The 13,777-nt window shown below is 74.6% G+C and carries 15 protein-coding genes; 8 read left to right on the forward strand and 7 right to left on the reverse strand.

Annotated elements, in window-relative coordinates:
- The first annotated feature begins 3 nt into the window (after positions 1-3).
- Positions 4-684, forward strand: coding sequence for a GntR family transcriptional regulator (locus PH190_RS16145; protein WP_345381554.1), 681 nt, complete (start codon positions 4-6; stop codon positions 682-684).
- Between the two features lie 16 nt (positions 685-700).
- Here the strand turns inward: PH190_RS16145 and PH190_RS16150 are convergent, their stop codons facing one another.
- A complete protein-coding gene (locus tag PH190_RS16150; protein WP_274232556.1) occupies positions 701-1,726 on the reverse strand; it encodes a sensor domain-containing diguanylate cyclase in 1,026 nt (341 codons plus the stop codon).
- A 164-nt stretch (positions 1,727-1,890) separates the two neighbouring features.
- Here PH190_RS16150 and PH190_RS16155 point away from each other — a divergent pair, with 164 nt between their 5' ends.
- Positions 1,891-2,970 carry a plasmid pRiA4b ORF-3 family protein gene (locus PH190_RS16155; protein WP_274232557.1) on the forward strand — a complete coding sequence of 360 codons (1,080 nt, stop codon included), beginning with the start codon at positions 1,891-1,893 and terminating at the stop codon, positions 2,968-2,970.
- Positions 2,971-3,054: 84 nt separating this feature from the next.
- Here PH190_RS16155 and PH190_RS16160 read toward each other — a convergent pair whose 3' ends face one another.
- The 5 genes from PH190_RS16160 to PH190_RS16180 form a co-directional block, all read right to left on the reverse strand.
- Complete coding sequence (locus PH190_RS16160; protein WP_274232558.1) at positions 3,055-4,260, reverse strand: amidohydrolase family protein; 1,206 nt, start codon at positions 4,258-4,260, stop codon at positions 3,055-3,057.
- Positions 4,261-4,368: 108 nt separating this feature from the next.
- Entirely contained in the window at positions 4,369-5,310 is a 942-nt protein-coding gene (locus tag PH190_RS16165) for an MBL fold metallo-hydrolase (protein ID WP_274232559.1), read from the reverse strand.
- Positions 5,310-6,206, reverse strand: coding sequence for a fumarylacetoacetate hydrolase family protein (locus tag PH190_RS16170; protein WP_274232560.1), 897 nt, complete (start codon positions 6,204-6,206; stop codon positions 5,310-5,312). Before PH190_RS16170 ends, PH190_RS16165 begins: the two co-directional genes overlap by 1 nt.
- A 21-nt stretch (positions 6,207-6,227) precedes the next feature.
- The gene (locus PH190_RS16175) at positions 6,228-7,319 is read right to left on the reverse strand and encodes a hypothetical protein (RefSeq protein WP_274232561.1); all 1,092 of its coding nucleotides are present in this window, start codon (positions 7,317-7,319) and stop codon (positions 6,228-6,230) included.
- 99 nt (positions 7,320-7,418) lie between these two features.
- Positions 7,419-8,285 carry a LysR family transcriptional regulator gene (locus PH190_RS16180; protein WP_274232562.1) on the reverse strand — a complete coding sequence of 289 codons (867 nt, stop codon included), beginning with the start codon at positions 8,283-8,285 and terminating at the stop codon, positions 7,419-7,421.
- Positions 8,286-8,390: 105 nt separating this feature from the next.
- On the opposite strand from PH190_RS16180, the gene PH190_RS16185 reads away from it, so the two are divergent.
- From PH190_RS16185 to PH190_RS16210, 6 genes are all read left to right on the forward strand, one after another.
- Positions 8,391-9,083: an SDR family NAD(P)-dependent oxidoreductase gene (locus PH190_RS16185; RefSeq protein ID WP_274232563.1), complete on the forward strand. Its 693-nt coding sequence runs from the start codon at positions 8,391-8,393 to the stop codon at positions 9,081-9,083.
- The gene (locus tag PH190_RS16190; protein WP_274232564.1) at positions 9,080-10,123 is read left to right on the forward strand and encodes an S-adenosylmethionine:tRNA ribosyltransferase-isomerase; all 1,044 of its coding nucleotides are present in this window, start codon (positions 9,080-9,082) and stop codon (positions 10,121-10,123) included. Before PH190_RS16185 ends, PH190_RS16190 begins: the two co-directional genes overlap by 4 nt.
- The gene (locus PH190_RS16195; protein WP_274232565.1) at positions 10,120-10,509 is read left to right on the forward strand and encodes a hypothetical protein; all 390 of its coding nucleotides are present in this window, start codon (positions 10,120-10,122) and stop codon (positions 10,507-10,509) included. Before PH190_RS16190 ends, PH190_RS16195 begins: the two co-directional genes overlap by 4 nt.
- Positions 10,510-10,543: 34 nt before the next feature.
- The gene (locus PH190_RS16200; protein WP_274232566.1) at positions 10,544-11,329 is read left to right on the forward strand and encodes a MerR family transcriptional regulator; all 786 of its coding nucleotides are present in this window, start codon (positions 10,544-10,546) and stop codon (positions 11,327-11,329) included.
- Positions 11,330-11,641: 312 nt separating this feature from the next.
- On the forward strand, positions 11,642-11,977 hold the full coding sequence (locus PH190_RS16205; RefSeq protein ID WP_274232567.1) for a hypothetical protein: 336 nt from the start codon (positions 11,642-11,644) through the stop codon (positions 11,975-11,977).
- Positions 11,974-12,543 carry a DUF3558 domain-containing protein gene (locus PH190_RS16210; protein ID WP_274232568.1) on the forward strand — a complete coding sequence of 190 codons (570 nt, stop codon included), beginning with the start codon at positions 11,974-11,976 and terminating at the stop codon, positions 12,541-12,543. Before PH190_RS16205 ends, PH190_RS16210 begins: the two co-directional genes overlap by 4 nt.
- Before the next feature lie 185 nt (positions 12,544-12,728).
- Here the strand turns inward: PH190_RS16210 and PH190_RS16215 are convergent, their stop codons facing one another.
- Positions 12,729-13,670, reverse strand: a complete 942-nt coding sequence (locus PH190_RS16215; RefSeq protein ID WP_274232569.1) for a zinc-binding dehydrogenase — start codon at positions 13,668-13,670, stop codon at positions 12,729-12,731.
- Between the last annotated feature and the right edge of the window lie 107 nt (positions 13,671-13,777).

A 13,777-nucleotide genomic window follows, 5' to 3' on the forward strand; every position in this document is an offset into this window, starting at 1 on the left:
ACCATGGTCGGCGTGTCGTCGTCGGTGTGGGGGTCCGAGCCGCTGCCGCGGGTCGCCGCGCCGCTGCGCGAGCAGGTGACCGACCGGGTGCGGCAGGCGATCCTCGACCTGCGGCTGCGGCCCGGCGAGCGGCTGATCGAGCGCGAGCTCACCGAGAGCCTCGGCGTCTCGCGGGCCACGGTCCGCGAGGTCATCCGCCAGCTCGCCGCCGAGGGCCTGGTCACCGTCGTCCCGCAGCGCGGCGCCGAGGTGACGTCGCTGTCGGCGTCGGACGCCGCGGACATCTACGAGATGCGGGCGTCGCTCGAGGCGCTCGCCGTGCGGCGGTTCGTCCAGCGCGCGGGCGACGAGCAGGTCCGGGCGCTGCGCGCCGCGGTCGACGAGATCGCGCGCAGCGCCGACGGCGGCGGCGACCACCTCGGCGCCAAGGACCGCTTCTACGAGGTGCTCATGGACGGCTCGGCGAGCGGCCCGCTCCAGCAGACGCTCGCCGGCCTGCAGGCGCGGGTGCGGCTGCTGCGGGCGACGTCGCTGTCCGCGCCGGGGCGCCCGGCCGAGGCCGCGGAGGAGCTGCGCGCGGTGGTCGACGCCGTCGAGGCCCGGGACGCGGACGCCGCCGCCGACGCCTGCGTGCGGCACATCCGCCACGCCGCGGCCACGGCGACGGCGCAGCTCAGGGGGTAGCCGAGGGGCGGGACCGTCAGGCCGTCGGGAGGCTCGGCGGCTCGGGGCGGGGACCGGGCACCGCACGCCCGCCACGGCGGCGGGCGCGTTTGTCGGTGTACATGAGGGCGTCGGCCTCGGCGCAGGCGCCGGGGAACCCGCCGGCCACGGTGAACGCGGCGGCGCCGATCGAGCACGGCACGCCCGCGGCGTCGAGCGCCTCGCGCAGGCGCTCGACGAGGTGGTGCGCGTCGTCGACGCCGACCTGCGCGACCAGCGCGAACTCGTCGCCGCCGAGGCGCGCGAGCGGGTCGGTGCCGCGGATCGTCGAGCGCAGGACCGCCGCGCAGTGGCGCAGGTGGCGGTCGCCGGCGTCGTGGCCCTCGGTGTCGTTGACGGTCTTGAGGCCGTCGAGGTCGAGCACCACGACCGACGCCGGGTCGCCGAAGCGCCGGAACCGCTCGTCCTCGCGGGCGAGCCAGCGCTCCCAGCCGCGGCGGTTGAGCAGGCCGGTCAGCGCGTCGGTCTCGGCGTCGCTGACGGCGCGCTCGAGGGCGCGCGCCGAGTCGACCGCCGCCGTGTCGGCCTCGAGCACCGAGGACAGCAGGCTCGAGAGCAGGTCGAGCAGCGGCTCCTGGGCGACGAGCGCCGGGTCCACCGGCGCGCGGTTCATCCCGATCACGGTGCCGAACAGGGCACCATCGCCCGTGACGATCGGGGTGCCGACGTAGGTGCCGACCTCCATGCCCTGCGCCGCGGCCTCCGACGCGATGCGCTCGAGGTCGGGGACCTCGCGGGTGTCGGGCACGATCCGCGGCGCCGAGCCGGCGACCATGTACTGGCACATCGAGCTGGACCACGGCGTGCTGAGCCCGGGCGCGAGCCCGTAGCCGGAGTCGGCGGTGACGAGCATCGTCTGGTGCCCGTCGGTCACGCGCGTCACGGCCCAGGCGTCCAGCGGCACCACCCGCGCGAGGTAGTCGACGACCATGCGGCACGCCGCGTCGAACGCGCGCGGCGGCGTCAGCGTCGGGACGACGCGGAGACCCTGCGTCGAGGTCATGCGAGGTCCTCCCCCCGGCGGTCCCGGTCCCTTCCCGACCGTGGCCGTCGTCCCCAGTGTCGCCCGTGCACGTGCAGACGACGCCGGCAGGGGCGCCCCTTCACCCGACCTGAGGAAGACGACGACCCGGCCGCCGTGGTCGACCTGCGTGGTGAGGTGGGGTCGTGCACACCACGCGACTCCGGGTGCGGCTGGAGGGCGTCGACCCGACGGTCCTGCGGGTCGTCGACGTCCCCGCGGCATCGACCCTCGAGGAGGTCCACCTCGCGCTCCAGGCGGCCATGGGCTTCGACGACTCCCATCTCTACGAGTTCGGCGCCGGCGAGCTCCGGTACGGCCCGATCGACCCCGACGCCCCCGAGGACGTCCTGGACGCCGTGACGACCCGGCTCACGGCTCTCCCGTCCTCGTTCGTCTACCTGTACGACTTCGGGGACTCGTGGTCGCACCAGGTGGAGGTCCTGGGACCCGGCGCCGACGAGCCCGGGCTGGTGTACGGGGAGGGGGACGAGCCGGAGGACGACATCGGCGGCGGGCCCGGCTACGAGCAGGCCCTCGACGCCGGGGAGCTGCGTCCGTTCGACGCCGGCCGGATCGGGCGGCGCCTCCACCGGGTCCTCGGCCGCGTGCCCGGCGGGCTGCAGGTCGTCCTCGACCTGCTCGACGGCGGCGTGAGGCTGACGCCGCGAGGCCGGCTCCCGCAGGCGTTCGTCCGCGAGGTGCAGCGCGCGCGCCCGACGTGGCACCGGCTCGGCGACGAAGGACGGCCGGCGCACCGGGAGGACGATCTCCGCCCGCTGGCCGCCCTGCACCACCTCGTGCTCGAGACGCGGCTCGCGCGCGTGCGGGACCGGGTGGTGACGCCGACGAAGGCGGCCGCGGACCCGTTCGAGGTCCTGCGCCGCGTCCGCGCCGCGTTCTCGGTCGAGACGTTCCTGGGGATGGTCGTCCACCACGTCGTCGCGCGCCTCCTCACCGAGGGTCCGCTCCACCGGGACGATCTGGTCGAGACGCTCCACGACGTCGTCGGTCGGTTCTGGGGGCTCGACGGACGGCCGCTCACCGAGGACGACATGGCCACGGTCCTCGCGCAGAACACGAACGTCCTGCTCGGTCTCGAGCAGGTCGAGGACGAGGGGCCCCTGGCGCATCGCACGTGGCGGGCCGGGCCGGAGGCGGGCTGGCTGATGCCCCGGACCGCGCTGCTCGCCCCGGACGATCTCGCCTCGTCTCGCATCGTCTAGCGGTTCCCAGAGACGACTCAATACGCCGCGATCGACGCCGCGCTCGCATTCTCTCGCGGTCTCTACGGAGATCGCGAGACGGCGCTATCGGACGGCAGAGAGGCGCACGCCGGCGCGCCAGACGCCGCGGACGTCGCGGGTGGCGGTGACGTCGGTGAGCGGGTCGCCGGCGACGAGCACCAGGTCGGCGCGCCGGCCCGGGGTGATGCGCCCACGGTCGGGGAGGCCGAAGACGTCGGCGGGCACCGAGGTCGCGGCCCTCAGGACGTCGCGGGGCGTCAGCCCGGCGTCGGCGAGCAGCGCGAGCTCGAGGTGCATCGACGCGCCGTGCAGCACGGCCGCCGCGTGCCCCGGGACGTCGTTGGCGTCGGTGCCGGCCAGGAGGGTCGCGCCGCTCTCGGCGAGGCGTGCCACGTTGTCCTTCGCGTGGTCGTAGGAGGTGCCGGGACGGGTGCTGACCGGGAGGTGGCCCCGGTCGCCGGCGCGCAGCGCGTCCACGACCTCCGGGTCGAGCCCGGCGAGCAGGCGCGGGTCGGCGAGCAGCTCGGCGGTGCTGTCGGCGTCGGCGCGGGCGCGCATCATGGTGAGCGTCGGGCACACGACGAGGCCCGAGAGGTCGGTGCCGTCGAGCCCGTCCTCGATCGGCCCGTCGAGCGGGACGTGGGTGAGGACGTCGACGCCGGCGTCGAGCGCGGTGCGGAAGGCCCAGCGGGTCGGGGCGTGCGCGACGGTCATCAGCCCGTGGGATCTCGCCGCGGCGCACAGCGCGGCGACGGTCTCGGGGCTCAACGTGGGACGGGTGACGTCGGCGCTGTTCTCGACGAAGATCTTGAGGTAGTCGGAGCCCTCGCGGACCCGGTCGGCGACGAACTGCTCGGCGTCCTCCGGCGCGGCGAGCCCGGGCATGCGCCACCCCGAGGGGTCCGGCGGCAGGATCACCGCGGGCCAGCCGTCGACGGCGCCGGCCATGAGCCCGGAGCTGCGCAGGTCGGCCTCGTCGGCGTGGCTCGCCGCCCGCCGGCGCAGCATCGCGGTGAACTGCGGCGGCGCGGAGAACATGTCGAGCACGGTGGTGACGCCGTAGCGCAGGTCCTGGTCGAGGTTGCCGGCACCGCGCAGGTGCACGTGGGCGTCGATCAGGCCGGGCAGCAGCGTCATCCCGCGGCCGTCGACGTCGCCGTCCCGCGCCCCGTGACCCACCGCGGTCACGACGCCGTCCTCGAACGTCACGTCGGTGACGCCGAGCGCGTCGGAGCCGTCGAACACCCGCGCGCCGGAGATCGTCGTCATGCCGTGCCTCCCTGCCGAGACCGTCCAGGGTGGCAGGGGACGCGCCGGTCGTGGAGGTGCTTCGGCGACCGAAGCGTCTCGGAGAGAGGAGGCGCCGCCGCGTCCTGCTCAGGCGAAGCAGGTCAGCGGGCCGCCGTGGTAGGTGACCATGTCGTCCAGCGCCCCGAACACGTCGATCTGCCCGCCCCGCTCCAGCCCGTCGAGCTCGGCGTAGGCGCGGTGGAGGTTGCCGACGATGCGCTCGGCGTCGGGCCAGTCGGTGAAGCGGCCGAGGTCGGTGTCGCGCGCGGCCTGCAGCGGGGTGACGCCGGCGGCGCGCCCGCGCTCGGCGACGTCGAGCACGAACCGCAGGTAGTCCAGCGTCGCGTCGAGCGGGGCGCGGTCGTGGAAGACGGGGCCGTGGCCGGGCACGGTCGTCTGCGCCCCCAGCGGCGCGACGACGTTCTCGAGCACGTCGATCGCGCCCGTCACCGACCCCATGAGCAGGAACGGCGTGCCACCGTTGAAGATCAGGTCGCCGCAGAAGAGCGTGGAGCGGTCGGGGAACCAGACGATCGAGTCGTTGGTGGTGTGGGCCGGGGTACCGACGTGGAGGACGTCGCCGCGCAGGTCACCGGCGTGGACGGCGACGCGGTCGGTGTAGGTGACGAACGGCGGGTCGAGGGGCAGGTCGCCCCACTCGGGGTTGTGCCAGTAGGGCAGCTCGCGGGCCGGGCCGAACGCGATCGCCTCGGTGCGCGTCCGCTCGTGCGCCAGGATCGTGGCGCCGCCGAACAGGGCGTTGCCGAAGGTGTGGTCGCCGTGGTGGTGGGTGTTCACCAGCGTGCGCACCGGCCGGTCGGTGACCGACGCGATCGTGTCCAGGAACGCGCGGGTGCGGCGCTCGGTGGAGCAGGAGTCGATCGCCACGACGCCCTGTGGGCCCACCACGAAGCCGGTGTTGTTGATCCACCACGTCCCGTCGGGCTGGACGTAGGCGTGGACGCCGTCGGAGACCTCCTCGCACCGCGGCGGACCGGGCACGGTGATGTCGTCGGTACGCGAGCTCATCACGCCTCCTTCAGCGGGATCGGATCCGGACCGGGGACGATGCCGGCATCGATGGCGCCGAGCCCCTCGGCCTCGAGGTGGACGCGGTCGCCCGGCGCCAGCCACGGGTAGGCGTCGGTGCCGTGCACCCGGGAGAGCTCGAGGATGCAGCCGGTGCCGACGGTGCCGGAGCCGACGAGGTCGCCGGGCACCACCCGCGTGCCGCGCGAGGCGTAGGCGATCATCTGGGCGAAGGACCAGTACAGGGCGTCGAGACGCCCGGCGCTGTAGGGCCGGTCGTTGACCGACGCCGCCATCGCGGCGCCGGGCGCGAGCTCGTCGGGCGTGAGCATCCACGGCCCGCAGCTCGACGCGAAGTCCTTGCCCTTGGCCGGACCGAGGTTGAGCTTCATCTCGGTGCCCTGCAGGTCCCGGGCGCTCCAGTCGCAGAACAGCACGTAGCCCGCGATGTGGTCGCCGGCCTCGTCGGGGGCGAGGTCGCTGCCCTCGCGGCCGATCACCGCCGCGATCTCCAGCTCGTAGTCGAGGGCCTGGCTGCCGGGCGGGACCGGGACGTCCTCGTGCGGCCCGCGCAGCGACGCGGGGTTCGTGAAGTAGAAGCAGGGCTGGGCGTACCAGAGCGGGTCGACGGTCAGCCCGATCGCCGCGCTGGCGGTGACGACGTGCTCCTCGAAGGCCATGAAGTCACGGATCGAGGGTGGCCGGGGGATCGGCGCCAGGAGGGTGACGGTGCCCGGGTCGATCGGCTCGCCGACCTGCTCCGCGGCCGCCGCCAGCCCCTCCCGCGCGATCAGTTCGAGCAGCGACGACGAGCCCGGGACGGGGTGGAGCCGGTCGCCCCGCCACAGGCCGACCTGCTCGTCACCGTCCGCCGTCCGGTACGTGCTCCAGCGCAACGCTCCTCCTCCTCGTCGGACTCAGGCGAACTCGGCGCGCAGCTGCTCGGCCGCGAGGGTCATCGACTGCAGCTTGGCGCGCGCGAGCGGTCGCGGCAGGGAGAACATGCCGCAGTCGGTGGTCAGGTGGACACGCTCGGCCGGCACGTGCTCGAGCGCCTTGCGCACGCCGGCGACGATGTGGTCGGGGGTCTCGACGACGAGGCGCTTGATGTCGATGCAGCCGATCCCGAGGCCCTTGTCGCTGGGGTGGCGCGACCAGAGGGCGAAGTCGTCGTCGGAGAACAGCGTCTCGGCGAACGCGTACTCGACGGCGTCGACCTGCAGGTCGTTCGCGACCAGCTCGTGGAAGCCCGCGTAGGGCGTGATGCCGATCTGGGCGCCGCTGCCGAGGTGACAGATGTGGAACACGCGCAGGGCGTCGACGCCGTCGAGCGCGCGGTTGAGGGTGTCGACGATCAGCGGGTAGTCCTCGGGCTGGTGCAGCGTGAAGCCGACGTCGTCGACCTGCAGGACCTCGACGCCGGCCGCCACCGCGTCCTTGAACTCGGCGTTGTAGGCGTCCGCGAGGTCGTTGTAGAGGGCCTTCTTGTCGTGGTAGTGCCGGTCGGTGAGCCAGCCGCCGAGGTTGGTCGGGCCCATGCCGCTGCAGAACTTCACCGTGCGGGGGCTGACCGCGCGTGCCGCGCTCCACAGGTCGGCGAGGTGCATCGTGCCCCGCCCGACCGGGCCGTCGACCGCCACCTCGTTCCACGTGTTCGCGAACGCGGCGGTGCCCTCGCGGCCGAGCAGCGAGGTGAGGTGGTTCTGCTCGGGCTCCACCGTGATGCCGTCGAGGTGGTAGGCGGGGTAGAGCAGGAACGAGGAGATGAAGCCCTCGTGGCGGTCGTACCAGAGGTGGCCGTCGGTGGGCAGGTCGAGGCCGACGTCCACCTGGTCGCCGATCATGGCTCGGACGCCGTCGCTGTAGGCCTCGGCGAAGTCCCCGCGGCGCATGGCCACGCGGATGTCCTCGCCGCCGAGGTCGAAGGTGTTCCACTTGGGCCGCGGGTAGGAGCCCACCGCGGTGGTCGGGAAGAGGTGGCCGAAGTGGTCGCTGAGCCGGCGGGGCATGGCGGGCCTCCACGTCGTCGAGGGGGTCGTCCCGTCACCGTGGCGTGCCAGCCGCGCCGGGTCACGTGCCGAATCGGTTGCGATGCGGCCTTGACAGGGTCAGGTGGTGAGCAGCTCGGCGGCCTGGCGGAAGGCGACGGCGGTGCGCGAGTCGTCGTCGGCGCGGGTGGCCACCGAGACCTGCGCCTCCGCGCCCGCGAGCGGCACGAAGCACACGTCGGGGCGTGGGAAGTAGCGCTCGGCGAGCAGGCCGTGGACGCCGAGCATCCCCGACGTCGCGACCGCGGCCGGGATCGCGGCCGGGGTGCGGACGACGGGGCTGCGCCGCGACGTCTGGCCCGTCACGCCCGCCCACCGGCCGAGGCCCGGGTGGCGCCCGGCCACGGCCACCCAGGGCCGGCCGTCGACGTCGTCCTCGGCGAGGTGGTCGGCGTCGGCGAGCGGGGAGGAGGCGGGGACGACCGCGACGCGCGGGGTGGCGAACAGCCGGTCGAGGCGCACGCCGTCCACCGCGCCCACGTCGTGGATCACGGCGACGTCCACCTCGCCGGCGCGCACCGCCTCGTACTGGGTGTCCCAGTCCAGCTCGATGTGCACGAGCGCGCGGCCCGGCAGCTGCGCGGTGACGAGCTCGCGCAGCGCGGGCCACCGGTCGGCCGCCCCGAACCCGAGGACGCCGACGCGGACGACGGCGTCGTCGGGGGCCGGCGGGGCGTCGCGGACGGCGGCGGCGAGGTCGTCGACGCGGGCCAGCACCTCGCGGGCCCGGTCGACCAGCCGCGCGCCGGCGGGCGTCAGCGTGACCCGGCGGCTGGTGCGCTCGAACAGGAGCGCGCCGACCTCCTTCTCCAGGGCGCGGACGTGCCGCCCGAAGGCCTGCGGCGCGATCCAGTGCCGCTCCGCCGCCTTCCGGAAGTGCCGTTCCTCCGCGAGCGTCACCACGTAGCGGAGTTCTCGGATGTCCATGTGCGCCTCCGTCCCGGCGACGCTACTGCGGTCCGGGGACGGGAGAAACCGCCGCTCGACCTGCAGTCTTGACCTCCACCGTCGTTGAGGTCGCACCGTCGAGCCATGAGCGAACACCGACCCACGGCCCTCGTCACGGGCGCGTCCCGCGGACTGGGTCGCGCCCTCACCGCCGACCTCGCGCGGGACGGCTGGCAGGTCGTCGTCGACGCCCGCCACGGCGACGCGCTCGCCGAGGCGGTCGCCGGCCTGCCCGGCGTCGTCGACGTCCCGGGCGACGTCGCCGACCCCGCCCACCGCATCGCCCTCGCGCAGGCCGTCGAGGAACTCGGCGGGCTCGACGTCCTCGTCCTCAACGCGAGCCTGCTCGGGCCCAGCCCGCAGCCCGCGCTCGCCGACTACCCCCTCGACGTCCTCGAGCAGGTGCTGCGCGTCAACGTGGTCGCGCCGCTCGGGCTCGTGCAGGCGCTGCGCCCGCTGCTGCGGCCCGGTGCCCGGATCCTCGCGATCACCTCCGACGCGGGCGCCGAGCCGATGGACGGCTGGGGCGGCTACGGCACGTCGAAGGCGGCGCTGGAGTTCCTGGCGTCGGTCCTGGCCGTCGAGAACCCGCAGTGGCGCGTGCTCGTCGTCGACCCCGGCGACATGCGCACGGTCATGCACCAGGAGGCCTTCCCGGGCGAGGACATCAGCGACCGCCCGGAGCCCGAGACCGTCGTCCCCGCCCTGCGCGCGCTCGTCGACGGCGACCGGCCGAGCGGCCGCTACCGCGCCGCGGACCTGGTGGTGACGTCGTGACCGTCCTCCCGCTGACCCGCTTCGTCCTCCCGCCCGACGCCGAGGCCCACGAGCCGCCGGAGCACCGCGGCCTGGCGCGCGACGGGGTGCGGCTGCTGGTGGCAAGGCCCGGGGTGGTCGAGCACCGGCGGTTCGACGAGCTCGCCGCCGTCCTCGACCCGGGCGACCTGCTCGTCGTCAACACCTCCGCGACGCTGCCGGCCGCGCTCGACGTCCGGCACCGGGACGGGCGGGCGATGACCCTGCACGTGGCGACGGCCCTCGACGACGGCGACTGGGTCGTCGAGCCACGCCGCCCCGACGGGCCCGAGACCGACGTGGCCGTCGGCGACCGGCTCGGCCCGCCCGGTCTCGTGCTGACGCTCGTCGCGCCCTATCCCGACGAGCACGCGCCGCGGCGGCTGTGGCGGGCCCGGCCGTGGCCGCCGGTCCGGCTCGCGGGCTACCTCGCGACCTACGGCCGGCCCATCGCCTACGGGCACCTCGCCGGCCGGTTCCCGTTGGCCGACCACCAGACCGTCTACGCCACGGTGCCCGGCAGCGCGGAGATGCCGAGCGCGGGGCGGCCACTGTCCGAGCGCCTGCTGGTGCGGCTCATGGCGCGCGGGGTCACGGTGGCGCCGTTGGTGCTGCACGCCGGGGTGTCGAGCCCCGAGAAGCACGAGCCGCCGACACCCGAGCGGTTCGTGGTGCCCGCGGCCACGGCGCGGCTCGTGAACTCGGCGCACGAGGCCGGGTCGCGGGTCGTCGCGGTGGGGACGACGGTGGTGCGGGCGCTGGAGACCGTGGCCGCACCCGGCGGGACCGTGTCCCCGGGACACGGGTGGACCGACCTCGTCCTCGGCGCCGACCGCCCCGCCCGCACCGTCACCGGGCTCGTCTCCGGGCTGCACGAGCCGGAGGCGAGCCACCTCGCGCTGCTCGAGGCCGTCGCCGGCCCGGCGCTGGTCGGGCAGGCGTACGCGGCCGCGCTCGCCGGCCGCTACCTCTGGCACGAGTTCGGCGACTCGACGCTCCTGCTGCCGGGGGAGGCGTCGTGAGGTCGACGCGGCACGCGCCGCTGCTCCTGCACAACACCATGCGGATCACTCCGGGTCACCTCGCGGAGTTCCGGGCCGCGGTCGAGAAGGCCGTCGCGTTCGTCGAGGAGCACGGGCCGCAGCTGGCGGTGCAGGTCTTCGTCGACGAGGAGCACCTGCTCGCCCACAGCTTCCAGCTCTACCCCGACTCCGCGGCGATCGTGCGGCACTGGGAGCTCTCCGACCCCTACATCCGCGAGGTGATGGAGCACTGCACCGTCGAGCGGCTGGCGATGTACGGCGAGCCGGAGGAGGACGTCGTCGGCGACGCGTTCCGCCCGGACGTCGCGGGGGACGTCCCGCGCGCGATCGTGCCCCGGCTCATCGGGTTCGTGCGGGAGACTTGACCCTCACGCGACGGGAGGGCCGAGGGTGGTGCCCATGACCGGGACGGCAGCGGGGACGACCACCTGGACGGTGGGGCAGGTCGCCGAGCGGTCCGGGGTGACGGTGCGGACCCTGCACCACTACGACGAGATCGGGCTGCTGCGCCCGAGCCGTCGCAGCACGGCCGGGTACCGGCTCTACACCCCGGACGACCTCGTGCGGCTGCAGCACGTCGTCGTCTACCGGCGGCTCGGGTTCGCGCTCGAGGAGGTCGCGGTCCTCCTCGACGACCCCGACGCCGACGTCGCCGCGCACCTGCGCCGGCAGCGGGCCGAGGTCATGTCCCGGCTGGACGAGCTCGCCGAGCTCGTCACGGCCATCGACCGAGCCCTGGAGGCAGAGGTGTCCGGAATCCAGCTCACGCCCGACGAGCAGCGCGAGCTGTTCGGGGAGGGCTTCAAGGAGGAGTACCAGCAGGAGGCGCAGGAGCGCTGGGGCGACACGGAGGTGTGGCGGCAGTCCCAGGAGCGCACCGCGCGCTACACGAAGGCCGACTGGCAGGCCATGAAGGCCGAGATGGACGAGGTCAACGCCCGGTTCGTCGCGGCCCTGCAGGCCGGCGAGCCCGCCGACTCCCCGGCGGCGATGGACGTCGCGGAGGCCCATCGCCAGCACATCTCGCGGTGGTTCTACGACTGCTCGCCGGAGATGCACGCCGGCCTCTCCGAGATGTACGTGGCCGACGAGCGGTTCACCACGACCTACGAGGACATCGCGCCCGGGCTGGCGCAGTACGTCCACGATGCCGCGCACGCCAATGCGGCACGGCAGGGAACGTGACCGACCGGTAGCCGGCGCGGTGCAGCTCGACGTGGGTCCGCACCTGGGGGAACGCCTCCTCGCCACCGGCACTCGGTCCGCCGACCCGTGTCCCGAGGACACGGGTCGGCACCGCCTCCCGCTTGACCGGCAGTGCGTGGCCCCACCGTTGGCGCGAGAACGGTCTGCCGCGGTCTGCCGCGGTCTGCCGCCGGGCTCGACCGGGCGCGGGCGCCGACCGCCGTCATGAGCGGGCGAGATCCTCCGAACCGGACCCACCGCGGCTCGTCGATCGATAGCGTGCGTGTCATCGGCGCGAAGGAGGGGCGAGACATGACCCGACCCCTGCCCGTCGGCGGCGGGGCCTTCACCGTCGACATCACCCGGGCGCCCGAGGCGATCCGGGAGTTGCGGACCGCTCTCGCCGAGCTGGAGGAGATCAAGCGCGACGCCGTGTACCTCGGGCAGCTGCAGGCGCCGGCCGGTGACCAGGTCAGTGAGGACGCCACGCGCATGCTCCGCGAGACGGCGTCGCTCGGGCCCGGCTCGTTGCTCAGCGCGCTGACCGACGGCATCGCGGAGATCACGCGCATGATCGAGGCGCTCCAGGTCGGTTTCGACGCCTACCGGCGGGCGGACGACGACGCCCGCGCCCAGCAGTCGTCGTGATCGCCCTCGGTCGAGCTGCTCTGGCCGTCCTCCTGTTCGCGCTCGCAGGATGTGGTTCGGAGGCGGCTCCGGCCGCGCCGCCCGCCGGCGACGGCCGACACGGCGCGGCTCTCCCTCAGGCACCACGGGATGTCCGGCCGTTGTCGGCGGACCCTTGCGCAGCGATCACAGCAGCGCAGCTGCGGGCTCTCGGCTTCGAACCCGCCGGTGAGCGAGTCACCCTCCCGACCGGCGAAGCGTCGTGTGAGTGGCGCGGGCCGGCGGGCTCGCCGTACACCAACGTGGGCGTGGCGACCGCGCGAGACATCCTGGTCGACACCTACCGCGTGCGGCAGTTCTCGATCTTCCGACCCACGACGATCGACGATCTCCCGGCGGTGGTGGAGCAGACGAACGCCACTTCCATCTCGTGCAACGTGACCGTCGGGACCGCGCAGAACCAGGGCTTCCTCGTCATCTACGACGGAACCTTCAAGCCCGACGGGCAGCCGAACGATCCGTGTGGGCAGGCGCAACAGATCGCCCAGCGGGTCGTGGCCGCGCTCCCCATGCTCCCGGCCAAGTAGGAACGGTCTCCCGAGGCAACGCCTCCTCACCACCGGCACTCGATCCGCCGACCCGTGTCCCAAGGACACGGGTCGGCACCGGGACCCCGCACGCCCGGCGACCAACGAACCGCTCCCCGGGGAATGCTCCGTCCACTGTGAAGCCCGAGCGCACCCGTGTCCCGAGGACACGGGTCGGCCCCCACCTACGGCACCAGCAGCGTCTTCCCCACCGTCGCCCGCGCCGCGATGGCCGCGTGGGCGTCGGCGGCCCGGTGCAGCGGGAAGGTCTGGCCGATCACCGGGCGGTAGCGTCCCGCCGCGGCGTCGGCCAGCGTGCGCTCGACCGCTGCGCGGCGGGCGGCGCGGTCGAGGCGGGGGAGGTCGGTCAGGCCGACCACCGTGACCCGGCGGCGGGCGGCCGCGTCGGGGTCCGGGGACGCGAACTCCCCGCCCGCGGTCCCGTAGGAGACGAAGCGGCCGCCGTCGGCCACCAGGTCGAACGCCTCCCGGCCCAGCGCGCCGCCGGCGCCGTCGAGCACCGCGTCGACCGGGGCCACCGACGCCGTCCACGACGCCTCGCCGTAGTCGACGACGGCGGCGGCGCCGAGGGTCCGCAGCAGCGACGTCTTCGCCGACCCGCGCGCGGCCGCGACGACCTGCACGCCCCGGCGCACCAGCTCCTGCACGAGCAGCACCCCCGCACCGCCGGCCGCCGCGGCCACGAGGACGCGCGCGGGCGTGCCGACGGCGTCGAGCAGCGACTGCAGGGTCGGGCCGTCGTGCAGCAGCGCCACCGCCTGCTGGTCGGTCAGCGCATCGGACACCGGGATCAGCTCCGACTCCGCCACCACCGCCCGCTGCGCGTAGCCGCCGACCGGGATCTCCGCCCCGCCGACCGTCTGCTTCGTGTCGGCGACGACCCGCCGCCCCGCCACCCGCCCGACGACCCCGCTGCCCGGTACGTACGGCGGGCGGACGGGGAAGAAGTCCTCGCCCCAGCCCGAGCGCAGCAGCGTGTCCAGGAACATCACGTCGGCGGCGGTCACGTCGATCACCGCCTCGCCCGGTCCGGGCGACGGGTCCGCGACCGTCGCGGGCCGCAGCACCTCGGGTCCACCGAATCTCTCCACCTGCACCACGTCCATGCCGTGAGGGTCGGGGCTGGAGAAAGGTCGAGGTCAAGCGACGGAAACGGCGACACGGGTGCCCGGGAGACGGGACCGTCGGACTGCTCGTCTAGCGTCGGCGGCAC

The organism is Actinomycetospora straminea, assembly GCF_028737255.1.
In the GTDB taxonomy this organism is placed as follows: domain Bacteria; phylum Actinomycetota; class Actinomycetes; order Mycobacteriales; family Pseudonocardiaceae; genus Actinomycetospora; species Actinomycetospora straminea.

Coding starts and splice junctions, on each gene's coding strand:
- PH190_RS16215 (WP_274232569.1), bottom strand. CDS start 13,670: ATGGACGTGGTGCAGGTGGAGAGATTCGGTGGACCCGAGGTGCTGCGG.
- PH190_RS16180 (WP_274232562.1), bottom strand. CDS start 8,285: ATGGACATCCGAGAACTCCGCTACGTGGTGACGCTCGCGGAGGAACGG.
- PH190_RS16165 (WP_274232559.1), bottom strand. CDS start 5,310: ATGAGCTCGCGTACCGACGACATCACCGTGCCCGGTCCGCCGCGGTGC.
- PH190_RS16205 (WP_274232567.1), top strand. CDS start 11,642: ATGACCCGACCCCTGCCCGTCGGCGGCGGGGCCTTCACCGTCGACATC.
- PH190_RS16175 (WP_274232561.1), bottom strand. CDS start 7,319: ATGCCCCGCCGGCTCAGCGACCACTTCGGCCACCTCTTCCCGACCACC.
- PH190_RS16150 (WP_274232556.1), bottom strand. CDS start 1,726: ATGACCTCGACGCAGGGTCTCCGCGTCGTCCCGACGCTGACGCCGCCG.
- PH190_RS16200 (WP_274232566.1), top strand. CDS start 10,544: ATGACCGGGACGGCAGCGGGGACGACCACCTGGACGGTGGGGCAGGTC.
- PH190_RS16160 (WP_274232558.1), bottom strand. CDS start 4,260: ATGACGACGATCTCCGGCGCGCGGGTGTTCGACGGCTCCGACGCGCTC.
- PH190_RS16145 (WP_345381554.1), top strand. CDS start 4: ATGGTCGGCGTGTCGTCGTCGGTGTGGGGGTCCGAGCCGCTGCCGCGG.
- PH190_RS16185 (WP_274232563.1), top strand. CDS start 8,391: ATGAGCGAACACCGACCCACGGCCCTCGTCACGGGCGCGTCCCGCGGA.